Annotated in this window: 15 protein-coding genes; 9 read left to right on the top strand and 6 right to left on the bottom strand. The window is 33.4% G+C overall.

What is annotated here, in order from left to right; translation table 11 throughout:
- Positions 1–3: 3 nt before the first annotated feature.
- Positions 4–510 (top strand): DUF2271 domain-containing protein, encoded by a 507-nt coding sequence (locus tag C6368_RS12940; protein ID WP_107039642.1) that lies wholly within the window; start codon positions 4–6, stop codon positions 508–510.
- A gap of 15 nt (positions 511–525) precedes the next feature.
- Positions 526–2,715: a PepSY domain-containing protein gene (locus C6368_RS12935; protein WP_107039641.1), complete on the top strand. Its 2,190-nt coding sequence runs from the start codon at positions 526–528 to the stop codon at positions 2,713–2,715.
- Positions 2,716–2,767: 52 nt separating this feature from the next.
- Here C6368_RS12935 and C6368_RS12930 read toward each other — a convergent pair whose 3' ends face one another.
- Together C6368_RS12930 and C6368_RS12925 are read right to left on the bottom strand one after the other, a co-directional pair.
- Positions 2,768–4,306, bottom strand: coding sequence for a PspC domain-containing protein (locus tag C6368_RS12930; protein ID WP_107039640.1), 1,539 nt, complete (start codon positions 4,304–4,306; stop codon positions 2,768–2,770).
- Positions 4,303–4,635, bottom strand: coding sequence for a PadR family transcriptional regulator (locus C6368_RS12925; protein WP_107039639.1), 333 nt, complete (start codon positions 4,633–4,635; stop codon positions 4,303–4,305). The genes C6368_RS12930 and C6368_RS12925 overlap by 4 nt, the downstream gene beginning before the upstream one ends.
- Before the next feature lie 448 nt (positions 4,636–5,083).
- On the opposite strand from C6368_RS12925, the gene C6368_RS12920 reads away from it, so the two are divergent.
- Positions 5,084–5,626 (top strand): DUF4920 domain-containing protein, encoded by a 543-nt coding sequence (locus tag C6368_RS12920; RefSeq protein WP_107039638.1) that lies wholly within the window; start codon positions 5,084–5,086, stop codon positions 5,624–5,626.
- A gap of 67 nt (positions 5,627–5,693) precedes the next feature.
- On the opposite strand, the gene C6368_RS12915 is transcribed toward C6368_RS12920, so the two are convergent.
- Complete coding sequence (locus tag C6368_RS12915) at positions 5,694–7,478, bottom strand: acyl-CoA dehydrogenase family protein (RefSeq protein ID WP_107039637.1); 1,785 nt, start codon at positions 7,476–7,478, stop codon at positions 5,694–5,696.
- Between the two features lie 179 nt (positions 7,479–7,657).
- Between C6368_RS12915 and C6368_RS12910 the strand changes: the two genes are divergently transcribed.
- The 3 genes from C6368_RS12910 (at position 7,658) to C6368_RS12900 (ending at position 10,569) form a co-directional block, all read left to right on the top strand.
- The gene (locus tag C6368_RS12910; RefSeq protein ID WP_234369138.1) at positions 7,658–8,602 is read left to right on the top strand and encodes a bifunctional riboflavin kinase/FAD synthetase; all 945 of its coding nucleotides are present in this window, start codon (positions 7,658–7,660) and stop codon (positions 8,600–8,602) included.
- On the top strand, positions 8,559–9,143 hold the full coding sequence (locus C6368_RS12905; RefSeq protein WP_107039636.1) for a leucine-rich repeat domain-containing protein: 585 nt from the start codon (positions 8,559–8,561) through the stop codon (positions 9,141–9,143). The genes C6368_RS12910 and C6368_RS12905 overlap by 44 nt, the downstream gene beginning before the upstream one ends.
- 286 nt (positions 9,144–9,429) lie before the next feature.
- Complete coding sequence (locus C6368_RS12900; protein ID WP_107039635.1) at positions 9,430–10,569, top strand: fasciclin domain-containing protein; 1,140 nt, start codon at positions 9,430–9,432, stop codon at positions 10,567–10,569.
- A gap of 72 nt (positions 10,570–10,641) precedes the next feature.
- On the opposite strand, the gene C6368_RS12895 is transcribed toward C6368_RS12900, so the two are convergent.
- Complete coding sequence (locus C6368_RS12895; protein ID WP_107039634.1) at positions 10,642–11,109, bottom strand: DUF6495 family protein; 468 nt, start codon at positions 11,107–11,109, stop codon at positions 10,642–10,644.
- 333 nt (positions 11,110–11,442) lie between these two features.
- Here C6368_RS12895 and C6368_RS12890 point away from each other — a divergent pair, with 333 nt between their 5' ends.
- The gene (locus C6368_RS12890; protein ID WP_107039633.1) at positions 11,443–13,458 is read left to right on the top strand and encodes a T9SS type A sorting domain-containing protein; all 2,016 of its coding nucleotides are present in this window, start codon (positions 11,443–11,445) and stop codon (positions 13,456–13,458) included.
- Positions 13,459–13,533: 75 nt separating this feature from the next.
- Here C6368_RS12890 and C6368_RS12885 read toward each other — a convergent pair whose 3' ends face one another.
- On the bottom strand, positions 13,534–14,433 hold the full coding sequence (locus C6368_RS12885) for a diacylglycerol/lipid kinase family protein (protein ID WP_107039632.1): 900 nt from the start codon (positions 14,431–14,433) through the stop codon (positions 13,534–13,536).
- A gap of 141 nt (positions 14,434–14,574) precedes the next feature.
- On the opposite strand from C6368_RS12885, the gene C6368_RS12880 reads away from it, so the two are divergent.
- Together C6368_RS12880 and C6368_RS12875 are read left to right on the top strand one after the other, a co-directional pair.
- Positions 14,575–15,543 (top strand): App1 family protein, encoded by a 969-nt coding sequence (locus tag C6368_RS12880; protein WP_107039631.1) that lies wholly within the window; start codon positions 14,575–14,577, stop codon positions 15,541–15,543.
- Between the two features lie 64 nt (positions 15,544–15,607).
- Positions 15,608–16,288 carry a DUF2461 domain-containing protein gene (locus C6368_RS12875; protein ID WP_107039630.1) on the top strand — a complete coding sequence of 227 codons (681 nt, stop codon included), beginning with the start codon at positions 15,608–15,610 and terminating at the stop codon, positions 16,286–16,288.
- Between the two features lie 55 nt (positions 16,289–16,343).
- On the opposite strand, the gene C6368_RS12870 is transcribed toward C6368_RS12875, so the two are convergent.
- Positions 16,344–16,694 carry a ribose-5-phosphate isomerase gene (locus tag C6368_RS12870; RefSeq protein WP_107039629.1) on the bottom strand — a complete coding sequence of 117 codons (351 nt, stop codon included), beginning with the start codon at positions 16,692–16,694 and terminating at the stop codon, positions 16,344–16,346.
- Between the last annotated feature and the right edge of the window lie 107 nt (positions 16,695–16,801).

The following is a 16,801-nucleotide window of genomic DNA, read 5'->3' as shown; positions in this document are numbered from 1 at the left end:
GAAATGAAAAATATTTTAATTCTGGGGTTAATTTGCGCCAACCTAACAATGAATTCTTTTTATTCAAACGCTCAAACTGTCGGTGGAGAATACAAATGCCTAATTCAATTAAAAAACTATCAAGGTGAAGGTGCGTACATCGCTGTATCTGTGGTAAATTCCAAAGGAGAATATGTTGAAACATTACGCGTTCTAGGTGATGACCACGAATGGTATCCAGACATTAAATCGTGGTATGCTTTTAGAAATAAAAACAGACATCAGCCAAGGTTAGATGGTGTTACAGGTGCCACAATTGGAAGCGGCGAACGTTCTGTTGTTAGTCTGAAAATTAATCAAAAATACATCGACAAAGGTTATTCTCTTCGTTTCGAAACAGCGGTTGAGGACAAAAGTTATCATGTTAAAGATGTTGTTGTTTCATTATCCAACGACCAATTGAAATTAGGTAAATACGAAGGAAAAGAAGGATATATCCGCCAAATCAGACTAATTCCTGTCGATAAATAACTTTTGTAATTCCCTATGTTGACTAACTTTTGGAGGACAAGCCATTTGCTCCTGGCCATATTTTCTAGTGTGTTCTTATTGATTGCTTCAGTTACGGGAATTATTCTCGCAACAGAACCAATCGTTGAGCACATGGATTCGCCAAGCGATAGAATTGCTGCTGACAACATTAGTTTAGCACAAATTATCCCACAATTAAAAGATCAATACATCGAAGTTTTTTCTTTATCCGTTGATGATGAAAAAGCAGTAAAAGTAGATGTGATTGGTTTTGATGAGAATGCAGATGGTGCTTTTTATATCGATCCGAGTACAGGAGAAAAAATTGCTGACATTCCTCCGAAGAATGAGATATATGCGTGGGTAACTGTTTTACATCGCTCCTTGTTCATTCATGCAACAGGACGAATTTTAATGGGAATTACCGTTTTCTTGCTTTTCCTCATGGCATTGAGTGGAATTGCTTTGGTGATCAAACGCACCAACGGATTTCGAAATATATTTTCGCATATAAAGAAACAAAACAGTGCTCAATATTATCATACTTTATTGGGGCGAATTTCTTTCATTCCAATTATAATAATGGCTTTTTCAGGAACAGTGCTGTTTTTGAATACGCAATTTAAACCTAAAGAAAATCAAGAAATTGTTCATGTCCAAACGCAAAAAGAAAGCAGGGATATTGATGCCTTTCCTATATTTCTAAACACCAATTTAAGCGAAGTTAAAACTCTCAACTTCCCATTCTCACCTGATGAGGAAGATTATTTCGAATTAATATTACATGATCAAACCTTAAAAATCCATCAATTTACTGGAGAAGTTATTGTTGAACAAAATGCAACATGGAAACAAAATCTGAACGCACTGTCAATGACCCTTCATACCGGAAAAGGCCAATGGATTTGGGCAATAGTATTGGGTTTAATTTCAATAAACTTGTTGTACTTCATGTGTTCTGGGACAAAAATTGCTTGGAGGAGAATTTCAGCCAAAACTCGTAATAAAGTTAGTCCCGAAGAAGCAGAATTTATTATACTAATTGGTTCTGAAAATGGTTCAACACGAAAATTTGGTCAACATTTATTCACTGCTTTGCTCAACGCTGGGAAATCCGTATTTATTGCTGACATGAATCACTATAAAGCTTTTCCAAAAGCCAAACACCTCATCATATTGACTTCGACTTATGGTGATGGAGATCCTCCTTTCAATGCTCGATTATTTTTATCGAAAGTTGCAAGCATCAAACAACATAATGTTTTAGCAACGCATGTGATAGGGTTTGGCTCTATGATTTATCCGAAATTCTGTAAATTTGCAATAGAGGTTCATCAAACACTTAAAAAAAATGATGGATTTCAACTAGATGTCTCCCCTACTTTAATCGATGCAAAGTCACAAACAAGTTTTACTTTATCGATAGATGAATGGAAAAAACGTCATTCAATTGAACTTGAACTTCCGAATGAGAAATTAAAAAAGCCTGTTCGCTTATCTAAGTTCAAAGTTGTACAAAAACAAATTGTTGATGATGGCTATGTTTTAACTTTCACTCTCGAACTTTCACCTCAAGAACAAAGCAACTTTCAATCGGGAGATTTATTAGCGATTGCGCCTCCGGGAGATGATATTGCACGCTATTATTCAATAGGAAAAACAGAAGAAGGAAATATTCTTTTGAGCATAAAAAAACATGATATTGGAGAATGTTCAAATTTCTTATTTCAACAAGAAATTGATGATGAAATTTCCGCTTATGTCAAAGTGAACAATAAATTTCATTTGCCTAAAAAAGGGGATGTTTTGATGATTGCAAACGGAACTGGAATTGCCCCATTTTTAGGAATGACCTCCATGTATTCCAAACAAAAGAAAATCTTTTACTTAGGTGGTCGAAATACTTTGAGTTTTAAATTGTACCATAAAACAATTCAGTACATCAATTCAACAGAATTATTCAACACCTTACACTTTGCTCTATCAAAGGAAGACGGAAACCAATGTTATGTTCAAGATTTAGTCATTAAAAACAAGGCTGAAGTTGCCCGATTGCTAAAAAACAAAGGCAGTATCATGATTTGTGGTTCCATTAAAATGAGAGATGGAGTTTTGGAAGCAATTAAAAACATCCTGGAGGAAGAAGGTCTGCCACCATTGGAAAAATACATTGAGAAAGGAAAGATTTTGATGGATTGTTATTGATTTTAAACAATAGCGACGCAACAAAATACGCCGCCACTGAAAAATGCATTCTTTATAAAAAACCTTTATACTCCATTCCTAATTCTGTGGCTTTCCAAATGGAACTTTGCTTCAATAAATCGTCTGAGAACCTTGTTTTGGTCTGAATTTTCAAAGGATAATCTTCTAAGTTTCCATTCAGTATGATTTCCTTTCCTAGCGGAACATAAATTTTTAAATTTACTTTCTGACCACGGAATTTATTCTCTTTAGGAAATCCATAACGTGCTGGAATATTTAAAGTATTTCCACCTTGTTCAATATCAAATAGAATTTCTTCAGATTTTTCCTTCGCTAATTTTAAAGTTCCACCGTGGCTCTTTTTTTCTACTGAGTAATGAAAAATAGAATCTGTAGTTGTACGAATTTCAATTTTAGCATAACCCAATTGAACCTCATCGTTTGAAATCGTAAGAAAATTATCAAAACCGTAATCCATGGTATTGGTGATCAACAAATCATCTTCAAATAAATTAACTTGAACTTCGGAATAATCTCCATTCAACTTGGTATTTTCGATTGATTTATAATTCTCTTTAAAATCCATTCCCGTTCTGACTCCCAAGAAAGCTAAACCTACAATTGAGGCGAACCAAAGAATTAACAATGTCAAAATAAAAGCTTTCGATTTAGGTCGTTGATTAAATAGCAACATTCCACCGGCAACAATTAAGAAAATCATTGGAATAATTGAAACGATACCAATCAGCCAAGTAGCCCACAATGTTTCATCGAAAAACAAATCGATAACTGTTCGAGCATCTGCGGCAAACATTTCATCATTAATAAAAATAAAATTGAAGTCAGCCCAAAAGAAAAGTCCTAAAAATATCAGACCTAAAATCCCACCGACAAACAGGACAAAACCAAAGATTTTCCCTATTATTTTCGCGCCATTCGTGAAAGCATTATCTTTTTTTTTAAAGGTATTTTTCATCGAATTTGATGCGCGTTTAAATCCTGTTTTCGCTTCATTTTTTACAGAATCTGCAAATGCCCTGATATTGTCAATATTTGCCGACTGACCTCTCATTTGTAATTTCTGAGCTGTTGTTGTGGCCCCAGGAATTGCAATCCAACCGATAATATAAATCAAAACTCCAGAACCACCTGCAAGCACCAATATAATCCATAAAACACGAATTAACACAGGATCAATTCCAAAATAATGCGCTAAACCAGCAGAAACTCCACCTATCATTCCTTCATCTTCATCCCTATACAATCGTTTTGAACTTTCTTGGCTTGAATATTCTTGGTAAAAGTGTTCTTCATTATTTTCATCGTAATCCTCATCAAACTGATTTGGAGATCCCATAATAGCCATCACTTCTTCCACATCCGTTGAAGTAATTACTTCTTTACTTTTATTTAACCTCTCTTGAAATAACTCAGCAATTCGAACCTCAATATCCGAAACCATCTCTTCAACGCCTTCTTGTGTTGAGAAAACACGTTTGATGTCAGAAATATATTTCTTTAAAACCTGGTATCCATCTTCTTCGATGTGATAAACCATTCCCGCTAAATTTATTGTTGTTGTCTTTTTCATAGTGTCTTATTTTCTAAATGGTTTACTGCTTTATTTAAAACTCCCCACGTTGACTTTAAATCAGTTAAAAAATCAATTCCAGATTTTGTTAATTCATAATATTTTCTGGGCGGACCAGCATTGGATTCTTCCCAGCGATAATCCAATAAATCAGCATTTTTCAATCGCGTCAACAAAGGATATAGCGTACCTTCTACGACAATCAATTCAGCTTCTTTCAAATGCTCTATAATTTCAGAAGGATAACACTCTTTTTTGGAAAGTATCGACAATACACAATACTCCAAAATCCCTTTCCTCATTTGTGCTTTTGTGTTTTCAACTTTCATGATTCTCTTATTATATTCTCGACAAATATAAAAAGAATATAGTACTATGCAATACATAGTACTATATATTTATAAATATATTTTTTCACGGCGTTATTATGAGACCAATTCACCTCAATTAAAATAATTCAGCAATAAATTCTAGGTTCTACCCTTATTTTAATGGGAATTTCCAATATGAGATACAAAATTGAATACTAGGTCAAATATTTACAGAGGAGAGATTCCTCGGCGTTTCACTTTTAGCAGGAAACATCTGTTATTGCTAGCTTATACCTATTGCATAGCAATTTAAATTAGATCTAATTTAAAAATCAGAAACTCAAATAATTAAAATCTAAAATCACCGTTTTTTTGCTAATCACGGTTGTCCTTACTCCAATTATTAAGAAATAATATATTTTTCCTAATAAGAAAAAACCTTACTTTAGCAATAAAAATTAAACACATGAACAAAAGATACCTATTGATTGGTTTATTGACTGCAGGAATATTTGCTAGTTGCACAAACCCAGAGACAGAAGAAGCTCCATCAACAGAAGTTGACACAATTGAAGTTGAAGTTGGAGAACCATCACAAGTAATAGTTGATTCTACAAGAACTTCTTACGGACCTAAAATGGTTGATACAGTTAATGCACTTTCTACCAAAGAATTATTAGCTCAATTCGAAGGAAAAACTGAGATGGAAGCTACTTTTAAAGCGAAAATCCATGAAACTTGTTCTAAAGCTGGATGTTGGGTAAATATAGAAAAAGAAGATGGTGGAACATTTATGGTTGTTTTTAAAGACCATTTCACAATTCCAGTTGACACTAAACCAGGAACAATAGCTTACTTGTCTGGAAAAGCAATTCAAGATACTGTTTCTGTTGAAATGCAACAACATTTCTTGGAAGACGCAAATGCTGATCAAAAAGAAATTGATGCAATTACAAAACCAAAATATGATATGACATTTGTTGCTGATGGAATAGAAATCATTAGATAAATTTATCTCTATACCAAAAAAAAAGGGCGCTATTTGCGCCCTTTTTTTGTTTGATATACTTTGTAACTTAGAAATTGTACTTTCCAGCTTCAATTACACGTAATGCTATTTGCTGACGTGCTTCTTTTGAATTGAATCCATCAATTTTAGTAAAACGTTTTAATCCCATCAACATCATTTTTGCTTCGTCTCCTCCTGCAAATGCGTTAATTGCATCTTTCCCATATTTATTGATTTTGTCTGCAACATCATAGAAATATGTTTTTACGATTGCAATTTCATCTTTACATGCTTCCTCTCCACGCATTGAAATCATTTTATCAACTCTCAATAATGCCGATTCGGCCTGGTATGTATCTATGGATAAATCTGCAATATTCATTAAAACCTCCTGCTCTTTTGATAAAGTTGCCATTAATTTTTGAACTGCTGAACCTGCAACCATCAATATTACTTTTTTGAATCCTTTTAAAGCCTTGTATTCTTCTGCAAAAATACCTTCTGGCTGATCTCCAAAATCAGGAATACTCATTAATTCGTTCGCCACTTCTTGAGCTGGCCCCATTAAATCTAATTCTCCTTTCATGGCTCTTTTCAAAACCAAATCCACAATCAACATTCTATTGATCTCATTTGTTCCTTCAAAGATTTTATTAATTCTAGCATCTCTGTAGGCTCTTTCTACTGGTGATTCAGCAGAATATCCCATACCTCCATTAATCTGCACAGCTTCATCAACTACATAATCTAAACAATCTGAACCTGCAACTTTTAAAATTGCACATTCCGGCGCAAACAACTCAATACCCTTAAGTGTTGCCTGTTCTTTATCCATTCCACCATCAATATAAGATTGAATTGCGTCATCAATATTTTGACCGGCACGATAAGTAGCCGATTCTACAACGAAGCATTTAATGATTTGCTCAGCAATTTTATGGCGAATAGCTCCATATTTGGAAATTGGTCTACCAAACTGAGCACGCTCATTGGCATATTTTATAGAATAATCGATTGCTGATTTAGCTCCACCTAGTACAGCTCCACCTAATTTAATTCGACCAATATTTAATATATTCAATGCTATCTTAAATCCATTTTCACGTTCAGAAAGCATGTTTTCTACGGGCACCTTTACGTCGTTAAAGAACACTTGTCTAGTAGACGAACCTTTGATCCCCATTTTCTTTTCTTCAGGGTTTAAAGAAATTCCTTCTGATTCAGCATCCACAATAAAAGCCGTCAATTTTTTATCATCATCAATCTTAGCGAAAACCGTGAACACCTTAGCAAATCCAGCATTAGTAATCCACATTTTCTGACCGTTTAGAATATAATGCTTACCATCATCTGTCAATACAGCTTTGGTTTTACCTGAATTAGCATCAGACCCAGCTGAAGGCTCAGTCAAACAATAAGAAGCTTTCCATTCTCCTGAAGCTAATTTTGGGATATATTTTTCTTTTTGAGCTTTCGTACCATAATATAGAATAGGCAATGTTCCAATTCCAGTGTGTGCTCCATAAGCAACAGAAAAAGAATATCCACTTCCTAATCTTTCAGTAGCAAGAAGCGTTGTTTTAAAATCTAAACCCATCCCTCCTAAATCCTCAGGAACAGATAAACTTAATAAACCTAATTCTCCAGCTTTGTCCAAAATTGAAGGCATTAAACCTTCTTCCATTGCATCAATCCTATCTAAATTTGGTTCAACTTCCTGCGCAATAAAATCATCACACATCTTGGCAATCATCAATTGCTCTTCTGTCCATTCTTCTGGAATAAAAATATCCTCTGGTTTGGTATCACGAATAATAAACTCACCTCCCTTAATTGCTGTATTTTCTGCCATTTCTATATATTTTATATTATTTTCTTATAACTTTCTATATTGTAAATATATAAGATTATTCTTTATTATGCAAGCATACTAAAAATCATTTTACAATTTTATTATTTTAGAATGAAAAGTTACAAATAAATGTTGATGCATATATGATTTCTTTATCTTTGAAGAAAAGTACAAAATAAGTGAAGGTTTTCAAAGGATTTAATGCAATGTCCAAAATTCCACACCCTGTTCTAACAATTGGAACATTTGACGGAGTTCACATTGGTCATCAAAAAATTATTAAGCAACTCAACGAAGTAGCAAATAAAATCGGTGGTGAGTCTGTACTTTTCACCTTCTACCCGCATCCGCGAATGGTACTATTTCCAGATTCTCATGGTCTAAAACTCATTCAAACTCAAACCGAAAAACTGAATAAGTTGGAACGTATCGGATTAAAAAACATTATTGTCCATCCTTTTACTCAGGATTTCTCTCGATTAACAGCTATTGAATTTGTACGAGATTACTTAGTGAATAAACTCAACATAAAAACAATTGTCATTGGCTACGATCATCAATTTGGAAAAAATAGAGAAGGAAGTATCGATCTATTAAAAGAATTAGCTCCAGTTTATGACTTTGAAGTAATCGAAATAGGAGCCAAAGACATTGATGACGTAAATGTGAGTTCCACCAAAATTCGAGAAGCACTTAAGCAAGGCGATGTAAGTTTGGCTAACACCTATTTGGGTGAAGAATTTGAAATCAATGGAATCGTAGTTCACGGAAAGAAACTAGGAACTAAATTAGGTTTTCCAACAGCCAATATTGAAGTTGAAAGCAATATAAAATTAATTCCAAAAAATGGCATTTATGCTACTCGCGTCATTCGAGAAAATGGTTCTGATTTTTTCGGATTAGTGAATATTGGCGAAAGACCAACCGTAGATGACTCGGGAAGAATTACTATAGAAGCATATTTGTTGGATTTCGAAGGAGATTTATACGGAGAAAATTTGTGCTTAAAACTATTGAAAAACATTCGGGACGAAAAGAAGTTTGAAAGTTTAGATGAACTAATTAAAGAAATGAAAAAAGATGAAGTATGCCTTCGCAATTGGATTGTTGATTATAATTGGTAATTCTGTTTGTAGTCAAATCCCTAAAGACCAATTAAATTATTATTCATTAACAGAAGCTAAAACTGCTTTTTCTGATACAATTTATGCAATAGATCTAAGCAAGAATAAACTTACAACTCTTCCGCAAGATTTAAAGCAATTTAAAAATCTTCGTGGACTAAAACTTACTAAAAACAAATTGGAAGAGTTACCAGACTATTTCACTACTTTTAATCATCTTGAATTTTTATATATCGATAAAAACGATTTCACCATCTTCCCTCCTCAGATATTCCATTTATCAAATCTTATTTATTTAGACATCAGCAGAAACAAAATAGGAAATATACCGACCGGTATCAAAAATCTAAAGCAACTTCTATATTTAGATGTTTGGGACAATCGTTTTACTTCTATTTCAGACGCATTTGCTGAACTTCAACAATTAAAATACATTGATTTACGAGGAACCACTTTCGCTACATCCTTTGTAGAAAAATGGACTTTAGCTTTTCCTAATGCGACGATCAAATTTGACAACCCTTGTAACTGCCTAGATTAAAATTCATTAATCTATTCAATGAAATAAATTGATAAAATAATTGAAGATAAAATCTACCCCTTTCAAACTTCAATTGAACTTCATTCTACCTAACAGAGGATAAATAATCAAGTCCTATTTCTTAAAACGACTCCACAAGTTGGTCGTTACATCATCTTAATCAGGTTAAAAATTTAAACCTACCTTTTTTTTGTCACAAATACGACAAATGTCATTTATTTTGTTTAATCTTTTAAACATATAGTTAAACAAAATGTTATAAAGAGGAATCAAAAAACAAATAGTCATGAAAACAAAATTACTCAACTCAATTAAAAAAGTAAGTTTTACACTTGCATTAAGTCTGATGGCAGTTTCTGCATTTGGACAAACAGTTTATGGCGTTATTTCTGGAAGCCCAGACCACACCACTTTAACAGCGGCAATCGACGCAGCCGGTCTAGACGCAACTTTAAATGACCCCATGGGAGATTTCACTGTTTTCGCTCCAGATAACGATGCTTTCGGTTTATTATTATCGGAACTAGGAATAACTTCAGCAGACTTACTTGCTAGCCCTGATTTATCTGACATATTAACTTACCATGTTTTATCTAATTCTGTAGCATCTTCTGCAATTACAAATGGCGACATTGTTACTCCTTTAAACACTGCTAACACACTCAAATTGACTGTTACTTCAGCTTCCGATGTTTTTGTTAATCAAGGTCAGGTTTTAGCTGCAGACTTAACAGCTACTAATGGTGTAGTACATTCAGTAGATGCAGTACTACTCACTAATGAAACCGTTGTTGACATTGCAATAGATAACAATTTCATGATACTTACGCAAGCCGTTATTGCCGCTGAATTAGTACCTACTCTATCCAATCCTTTCGCAGAATTCACTGTTTTCGCACCTACCGATGCAGCATTTACAACTTATTTGACCAATGCTGGAATCACAGCTGCCGATTTATTAGCTAGCTCTAGTTTATCTGATATTCTATTATATCATGTTTTAGGAATGAAGGTTCTTTCAACCGATCTAACCAATGGGTTGGTAACTACAGTTAACGGCGCCGACATCCTGGTTGACATATCGACAGGAGTGATGATTAATGACGCCACGGTAACTTTAGCCGACGTGAATGCAGACAACGGTGTTGTTCATGCAATTGACAAAGTTTTAATCCCGGGTACCGCTTCAGTTGACAATTTAGAATTGGAAAACATCTCTGTTTATCCAAATCCAACTACATCTTTAATTACAGTAGAAAATTTTGAAAATTTAGATTACACAATAATAAATTTAAACGGAGAAATTGTTAAATCTGGAAAATTAAACAACAATAAAATTGAAGTAGAAAACTTAAATAATGGAATATATTATTTAAATATCATTGATGGGCAAAAACTATTTAGCAGTCAGTTTATAAAAAAATAATCATAACTTTTAGTAGTGGTTAGTTTAATGCCTGTTTCTTAGGGGAAGCAGGCATTTTTTTATGCATTAAGTTTACTTAGAACTGCTTTTAATTATATCAATATATTTTGGATTTTTAGAAACATAGAATCCAACCTGAATCAACTCAAATAACTGTTCTGTTGCAGGCTTTGTAATTTCATCCTTTCGAACATTAATTTCAATATGATCTATATCTGATAAAACTTTTTCAATATCCTCCGACTTGGTCAAGTCAATATTTTCATTTGCTGCCTTAACCACCAATGTCGTTAAATCACCTTCTTCAACTCTACAAACTGTTAATGTGTCTTTTCTCCTGAGTTCAACCATTTCTGTTTTCCTCAATAATCCTTCCCAAACAACATCGCTAAATTGATCTATAATTCCTTCTACTTTATCCAAATCATTCTTTTTCATTCTCTCCCAATCATCAGCAGGAATACCGTTAATTGCTAAAAAATCAATAAATTCTTTTTCAAGGTCTTGCAAATCTTGCAATGGAAGTCGAGTATATTTCATGGTTATATTTTTTTGAAATGCAAATATCTGAATTTTATATGGAAACACTCAAGAGTTGAAGTACCTATAAACGAAATTTAATGAATTATTAGATTTTGCTTTATTGGACTCATAAAACGAAGCATTTTTATTTTGCTCATTCTTGGAATTAAATAAAAAATCATCAATTAAGTTCAAAAACTTGAGCTTCTTAAAAAACGATTTCGTGAACAATAAACAAGAATTCTATGCAAAAAATTTATTTAACAACTATGTAATAAAAAATAAATTATCCTAATAATATAAATAAAAATGATTTTTTGTTATATTTATGACAATTAAACTCTACTTATTATGAAAAATCGACTTACTTCCATTGGACTACTCCTATTATTGTTTTTATTAAATAAAACTACTTTTACTTTTTCCCAAGCTTCTCCTGGAGGAGTAACAGGACTCAAAAATTGGTTCAAAGTGGATGACTATACATTCCCTAATAACACCTGGAGCAACTCAAACAATAGCCTCCCATTTACAAGCATCCCCCAACTCGGACTAGAACCAACTACCACAGATATAGTGTATCACACCTCTCATAACAATTGGAACTACAATCCTTCTTTTTCTTTTGATAATGGCGGAGGATTCATATCAGATGTTTCAGGTGCATCTGAAGTTTTCGGAACGAATGGAGAAGGAACCTTGATTTCTATAGCCAGTTCCACTGCACTCACCAATAAAGGAATTTGTGGATATACTCTTGACAACTATCTTTTAGGTCTCGTTCCAAACGGCTCAGAATCTTTTAATCACAGTATGAACAATACATATTTTGAATCAAGCGGACTATTAGGCTTGCTGGGAGGTTTTTCCTCTATACAATGGCCTAACACAGTCAATAGTACACCAAGTATTCAATTATCACAATACATTTATGCAGATGCGGCAATAAGCATTTTAGGTGAAGTCAACCTTTTCCAAGGTTTAAATTTAACAACAGCTCAAAATGGAGCAAGCACAAATGGACTCACTCCTCAATTATTAAATGCAGGACCACTTGTCAATTCTGTCTTAGACATTCTTAGTATTCTTGGCTCTCATAATACAGCATTTGGAATTGGTGAAATACCATTCAGAAGCCAATTCCAAGGGCATATAGGAGAAGTAATCACCTTCAATAAAAGAATAACCTCTGAAGAACGAAATAGGGTTGATTCCTACCTCGCTATAAAATACGGAGTTACACTTCCACCATCAGTAGATTACCATTCTTCAAATGGTACGGAAATCTGGACTGGAGACGCAAACTTTTCCAGAGATGTCATCGGAATTGGTAGAGACGACAACTCTGCATTATTGCAAAAACAATCTCACTCACAAGATGATAGTCTTCGACTTTACTTTAACAATATTGCTGCTACAAACATCGCGAACTCTGCAACAATCGCCAATGACAACTCCTTTGTTGTAGTCAGTGCAAATCAAGGGAAATCTTGCGCTACAAATAATTCAAACTCAGGAATCCAATCCGGTTCATTACTTACCTCTATTCTTGAAAGAAATTGGAAGGTTAAAACCACCAATCTAACAAACTCATTCAACGTGGACATTGTCCTTTCGGCAAGCACCAACCTTTCAAGCATAAACCCAAATGACATACAACTTTTAATTGATGATGATGGAAATTTCTCAAACGGAGGAACAACTCAATTCTATAATGGTGATGGTTCAGGTCTTAGCATTTCATATGCCAACAACACAGTTACAATTGCGGGTCTAACAGCAAATAATCACGTGGGATCAGGAGGCTTCATGACAATTGGATCTACTAGCCCTTCAACACCACTACCTGTGGAACTAACAGATTTTTATGCCAACTGCAACAATAGAAAAACTGAAGTCAACTGGATTACTGCTTCAGAAAACAATAACAACTACTTTATTCTAGAAAAATCACCAGATGGATTAAATTTTGAAATTATTAAAACAATAGAAGGCCAAGGAACGAAATCAACTTCTACAAATTACGAATTTATAGATTTTGCTTATCAACCTGGAACCTCTTACTATAGATTATCACAAAAAGATTTTGACGGTAAAACGAATACGCTAAAAACTATAACCTCTAGTTGTGAAGGTGATGAAAGAATAAAAATTTATCCTAACCCAACAAGAAACGGAGTTTACATTTCTTTGAACCAAAACTACAAAGATTTTGAAGTTGAAATTTACAATACCACGGGGTTTTTAATTTCGTCGGAAAAAATAAACGGCTCTACTTGGATTCCTTTACCTAAAGAAAGCGGAATTTATCTCCTAAAATACGAATTGAACGATCAAAAAAACATTGAGAAAGTAGTGAAGCTATAAAGCGCATCAACACAAAAGTCCTGTAAATTAAAATTTACAGGACTTTATATTCATACAATTCACGTATTGAAATTACTAAGTATTGGCTTTAAAACTCTCAGGAACAAATAACTCTAAACCTTTCTTTAAAATAGAAATTTCAATTTTTGTTAGTTCCCCCAAATACTCTCCATCAATTTGGAATGGCACAGGGTCTTTACACGTAATCGTTGCTCCTGAAACAGAATGTGTCTCCGCGAATTCAGGATTTAATTCAACTTGATTGGTAAAAGTTTTTACAATTTCAATCAAATTCAAACTCTTAAAAGCGATAATTTCAAACTTTCCATCATCCATCAATCCCGTTGGATTTATGCAGGCACCCGTCCCATACTTCTGACAATTAGCAATCGAAAGCACAGAAGCTTCTATGGAAAAAGACTTCCCATCAGTAGAAATATCAAACTCAAAAGGATGACCACTTTTCATAAGTGTTGGTACAGATTGCATCAAATAACTCACCTTACCTCTCCATTCAGCTTTATCATAATTTTGAATCAATTCAGCGTTTACCCCAAAATCAGCTAAATGCAAACTGATGTGATCATTAATCTTTACTAAATCCATTTTAAACACGAAATCACTCAATGCGACCTTTAATTGCTCTTCATAAGTTGAGGGAAGATCAAAATTCTTTGCAAAACCATTAGCAGAACCAGCAGTAAAAATCGCAATCGGCAAGTTCTTCCCTAATATTGCTTCGGTAGTGATTTTTATTGTACCATCGCCACCAGCAATAAATACGCGGTCAAACTTATGTTTTTTGACTAAATCTTTAATTTGGTGCCCGTCTCCATCACCCGTGGTCGTATAAACAGTTAGTTCTATATTTTGATTTCTCAATTCAGTCTGCACCAAATCAATTAACACCTCTTTATTGTCATTTCCTGCAATGGGATTAACTACAAATAGGACATGATTAATTTCTTTCATCATTATTCTTTTAGATCGAATAAATTTAGATAATTTAAAGGCAGTAATGAAGCTTTTGCATTGAATAAGAATATTAAATAATGCTAAATTGTTCTTAAAACAAATAAAATTATAGGCAGAACACTAAAAGCGAAGAATAATTAAATGACAAAACTAGATCTAAAACTATATAGAGGATATTTAAATGATGAAAAGTTAGTGGTATTTGGCCATGTTTTCAAATCTTGGGCACCTGACAAATACAAACTAGACAGAAGAGGAATTTATCATGCGTTTTCAGTCATACACATGTTTAGAATTAAACCTTTAAAAAACCAAGAAGTCACCCTAAGGTTTAAAGGCATCGAAATCAAATCTAAAACAGAAAATGATGGCTTTTTCAAATTCGAAATTCCTTTTCATACAAAATTAGAGAGTGGTTGGCATGAGTTCGAAGTCGTTTGTAAAATTGGAGAATTTGGCATCATCGGAAAAGGTGAAGTGCTTAAACCTTACGATAGTAAATTTGGTATTATCTCCGATATTGATGATACTTTTTTAGTTTCACACAGTAAGAGTTTCTTTAAAAAATTGTACATCATGCTTTTTAAAAATGTAAACAAGCGAAAAGCATTTATTGATGTCACACCACATTATCAAGCCTTAAGTCGGTATGGACAAACCAAAGAAACTGCTTTCAATTCATTTTTCTACGTTTCCAGCAGCGAATACAACTTATATGATTTTATTATTGAGTTCACCCAACTTCATAAGTTACCCAAGGCAGTAATCTTACTAAAAAAGATAAAAACAGGTATCCTTGATTTTTTTAAAACCGGAAGAGGAAGTCACGACCACAAGTTTCATAAAATTGATGATCTCATTTCCTTCTACCCTAACATCGAATATATCCTTTTAGGTGACGACTCTCAACATGACGCATTTATTTATGAGCGTATTTGTAGGAAGTATCAAAATAAAATAAAGGCCATATACATTCGTCAAATAGGAAACAATAAAAAAAGCAATATTCAATCCACCATGGAAAGTATAAACAAACTTAACGTTGCGACTTGTTATTTTAAAGGTAGCTCAGAAGCCATTAAACATTCCAAGGAAATCGGTGTGATTTAATTATCAACCTTTCTTTCGTCAGTTGAGAATAAACTTTATATATTTAGCTTAAATAAATTCAATTATGGCAGTTACAATTCCTCAAAAAGCATTTACTTTTCTACAAAAATTAGCTAAAAACAATGATAGAGATTGGTTCAACGAACATAAGAAAGAATTCAAAGCCGTTGAAGCAGAAATAAAAGAATTTTATAATGAATTGCTACATAGAATACAGGAGTATGACAACATTGAAAAATTAAAAATTTTCCGCATTTACAGAGATGTCCGTTTTTCAAAAAACAAGGATCCATACAAAACACATTTTGGAGGAAACTTTATCCGAATAAAACCAAATTTAAGAGGAAGTTACTATTTACATATCGCCCCGGAAGGTTCATTTATTGCCGTAGGGTTTTGGGCTCCCGAAAAAGAAGATTTATTAAGAATTCGAAAAGAACTTGAGCTCGACGCTTCAGAATTGAGAGAAATAATAGAAGAAAAGTCTTTCAAAAAAATATGGGGAGAATTAGAAGGTGAGGAATTAAAAACAGCTCCAAAAGGATTCAAAAAAGATCACGAAAACATTGATTTAATTCGAAAGAAACAATTCGTTTTTACCAAGTATTTTTCAGATGAAGAAGTATTATCACCGAATTTTATTGAGGAAATAAATACCGCATTCAAAGCAATTCGTCCATACTTTGATTACATGACCGACGTTTTAACTACTGATGAAAATGGACTTTCATTATTGGACAATTAGGAGTACTGTTTTTTCAACGATGCAAAGTCAAATTTAAACCATTGCCTTAATAGAATCAATTGAACCAAACAGCATATTTTTGACGACGCAGCTCCAAAGCTAATTGCTTCTCCATTTTTAAGGCTTCAGCCTGTGTTTTCATTGGGTTTAAGTGGTTATATAAACTAGGCCGTAAATATTTTCCATACTTCTGAACTATGCTCGCTGATAATTTATAGCCTTTATTGTTTACATAACCCGTTTTATGTTGTTCAAATCGTTCTGCCGGTGATTTACTAGTCATTCCTACATAAACACATTGCATGGTTCCATTATATTGAGGATTTGCATTTCTAAATTTCGCATTGTCAGTAAAAACTCGTTTCGCCAACTCAACAACATAAACGGAATATTCTGCTTTAGCCATAGAACGAATATAGAGATAAATGCAAAACAAATACAGTTGAATAAGAATTTTAGCTGATAAGTTAAAAAACTTCAATCAGACTTCTTTAGGATCAGTCTTAAAAGTTG

This window comes from Brumimicrobium mesophilum, from assembly GCF_003025005.1.
In the GTDB taxonomy this organism is placed as follows: domain Bacteria; phylum Bacteroidota; class Bacteroidia; order Flavobacteriales_D; family Crocinitomicaceae; genus Brumimicrobium; species Brumimicrobium mesophilum.
This window is presented reverse-complemented; position numbering and strand designations above follow the sequence as displayed.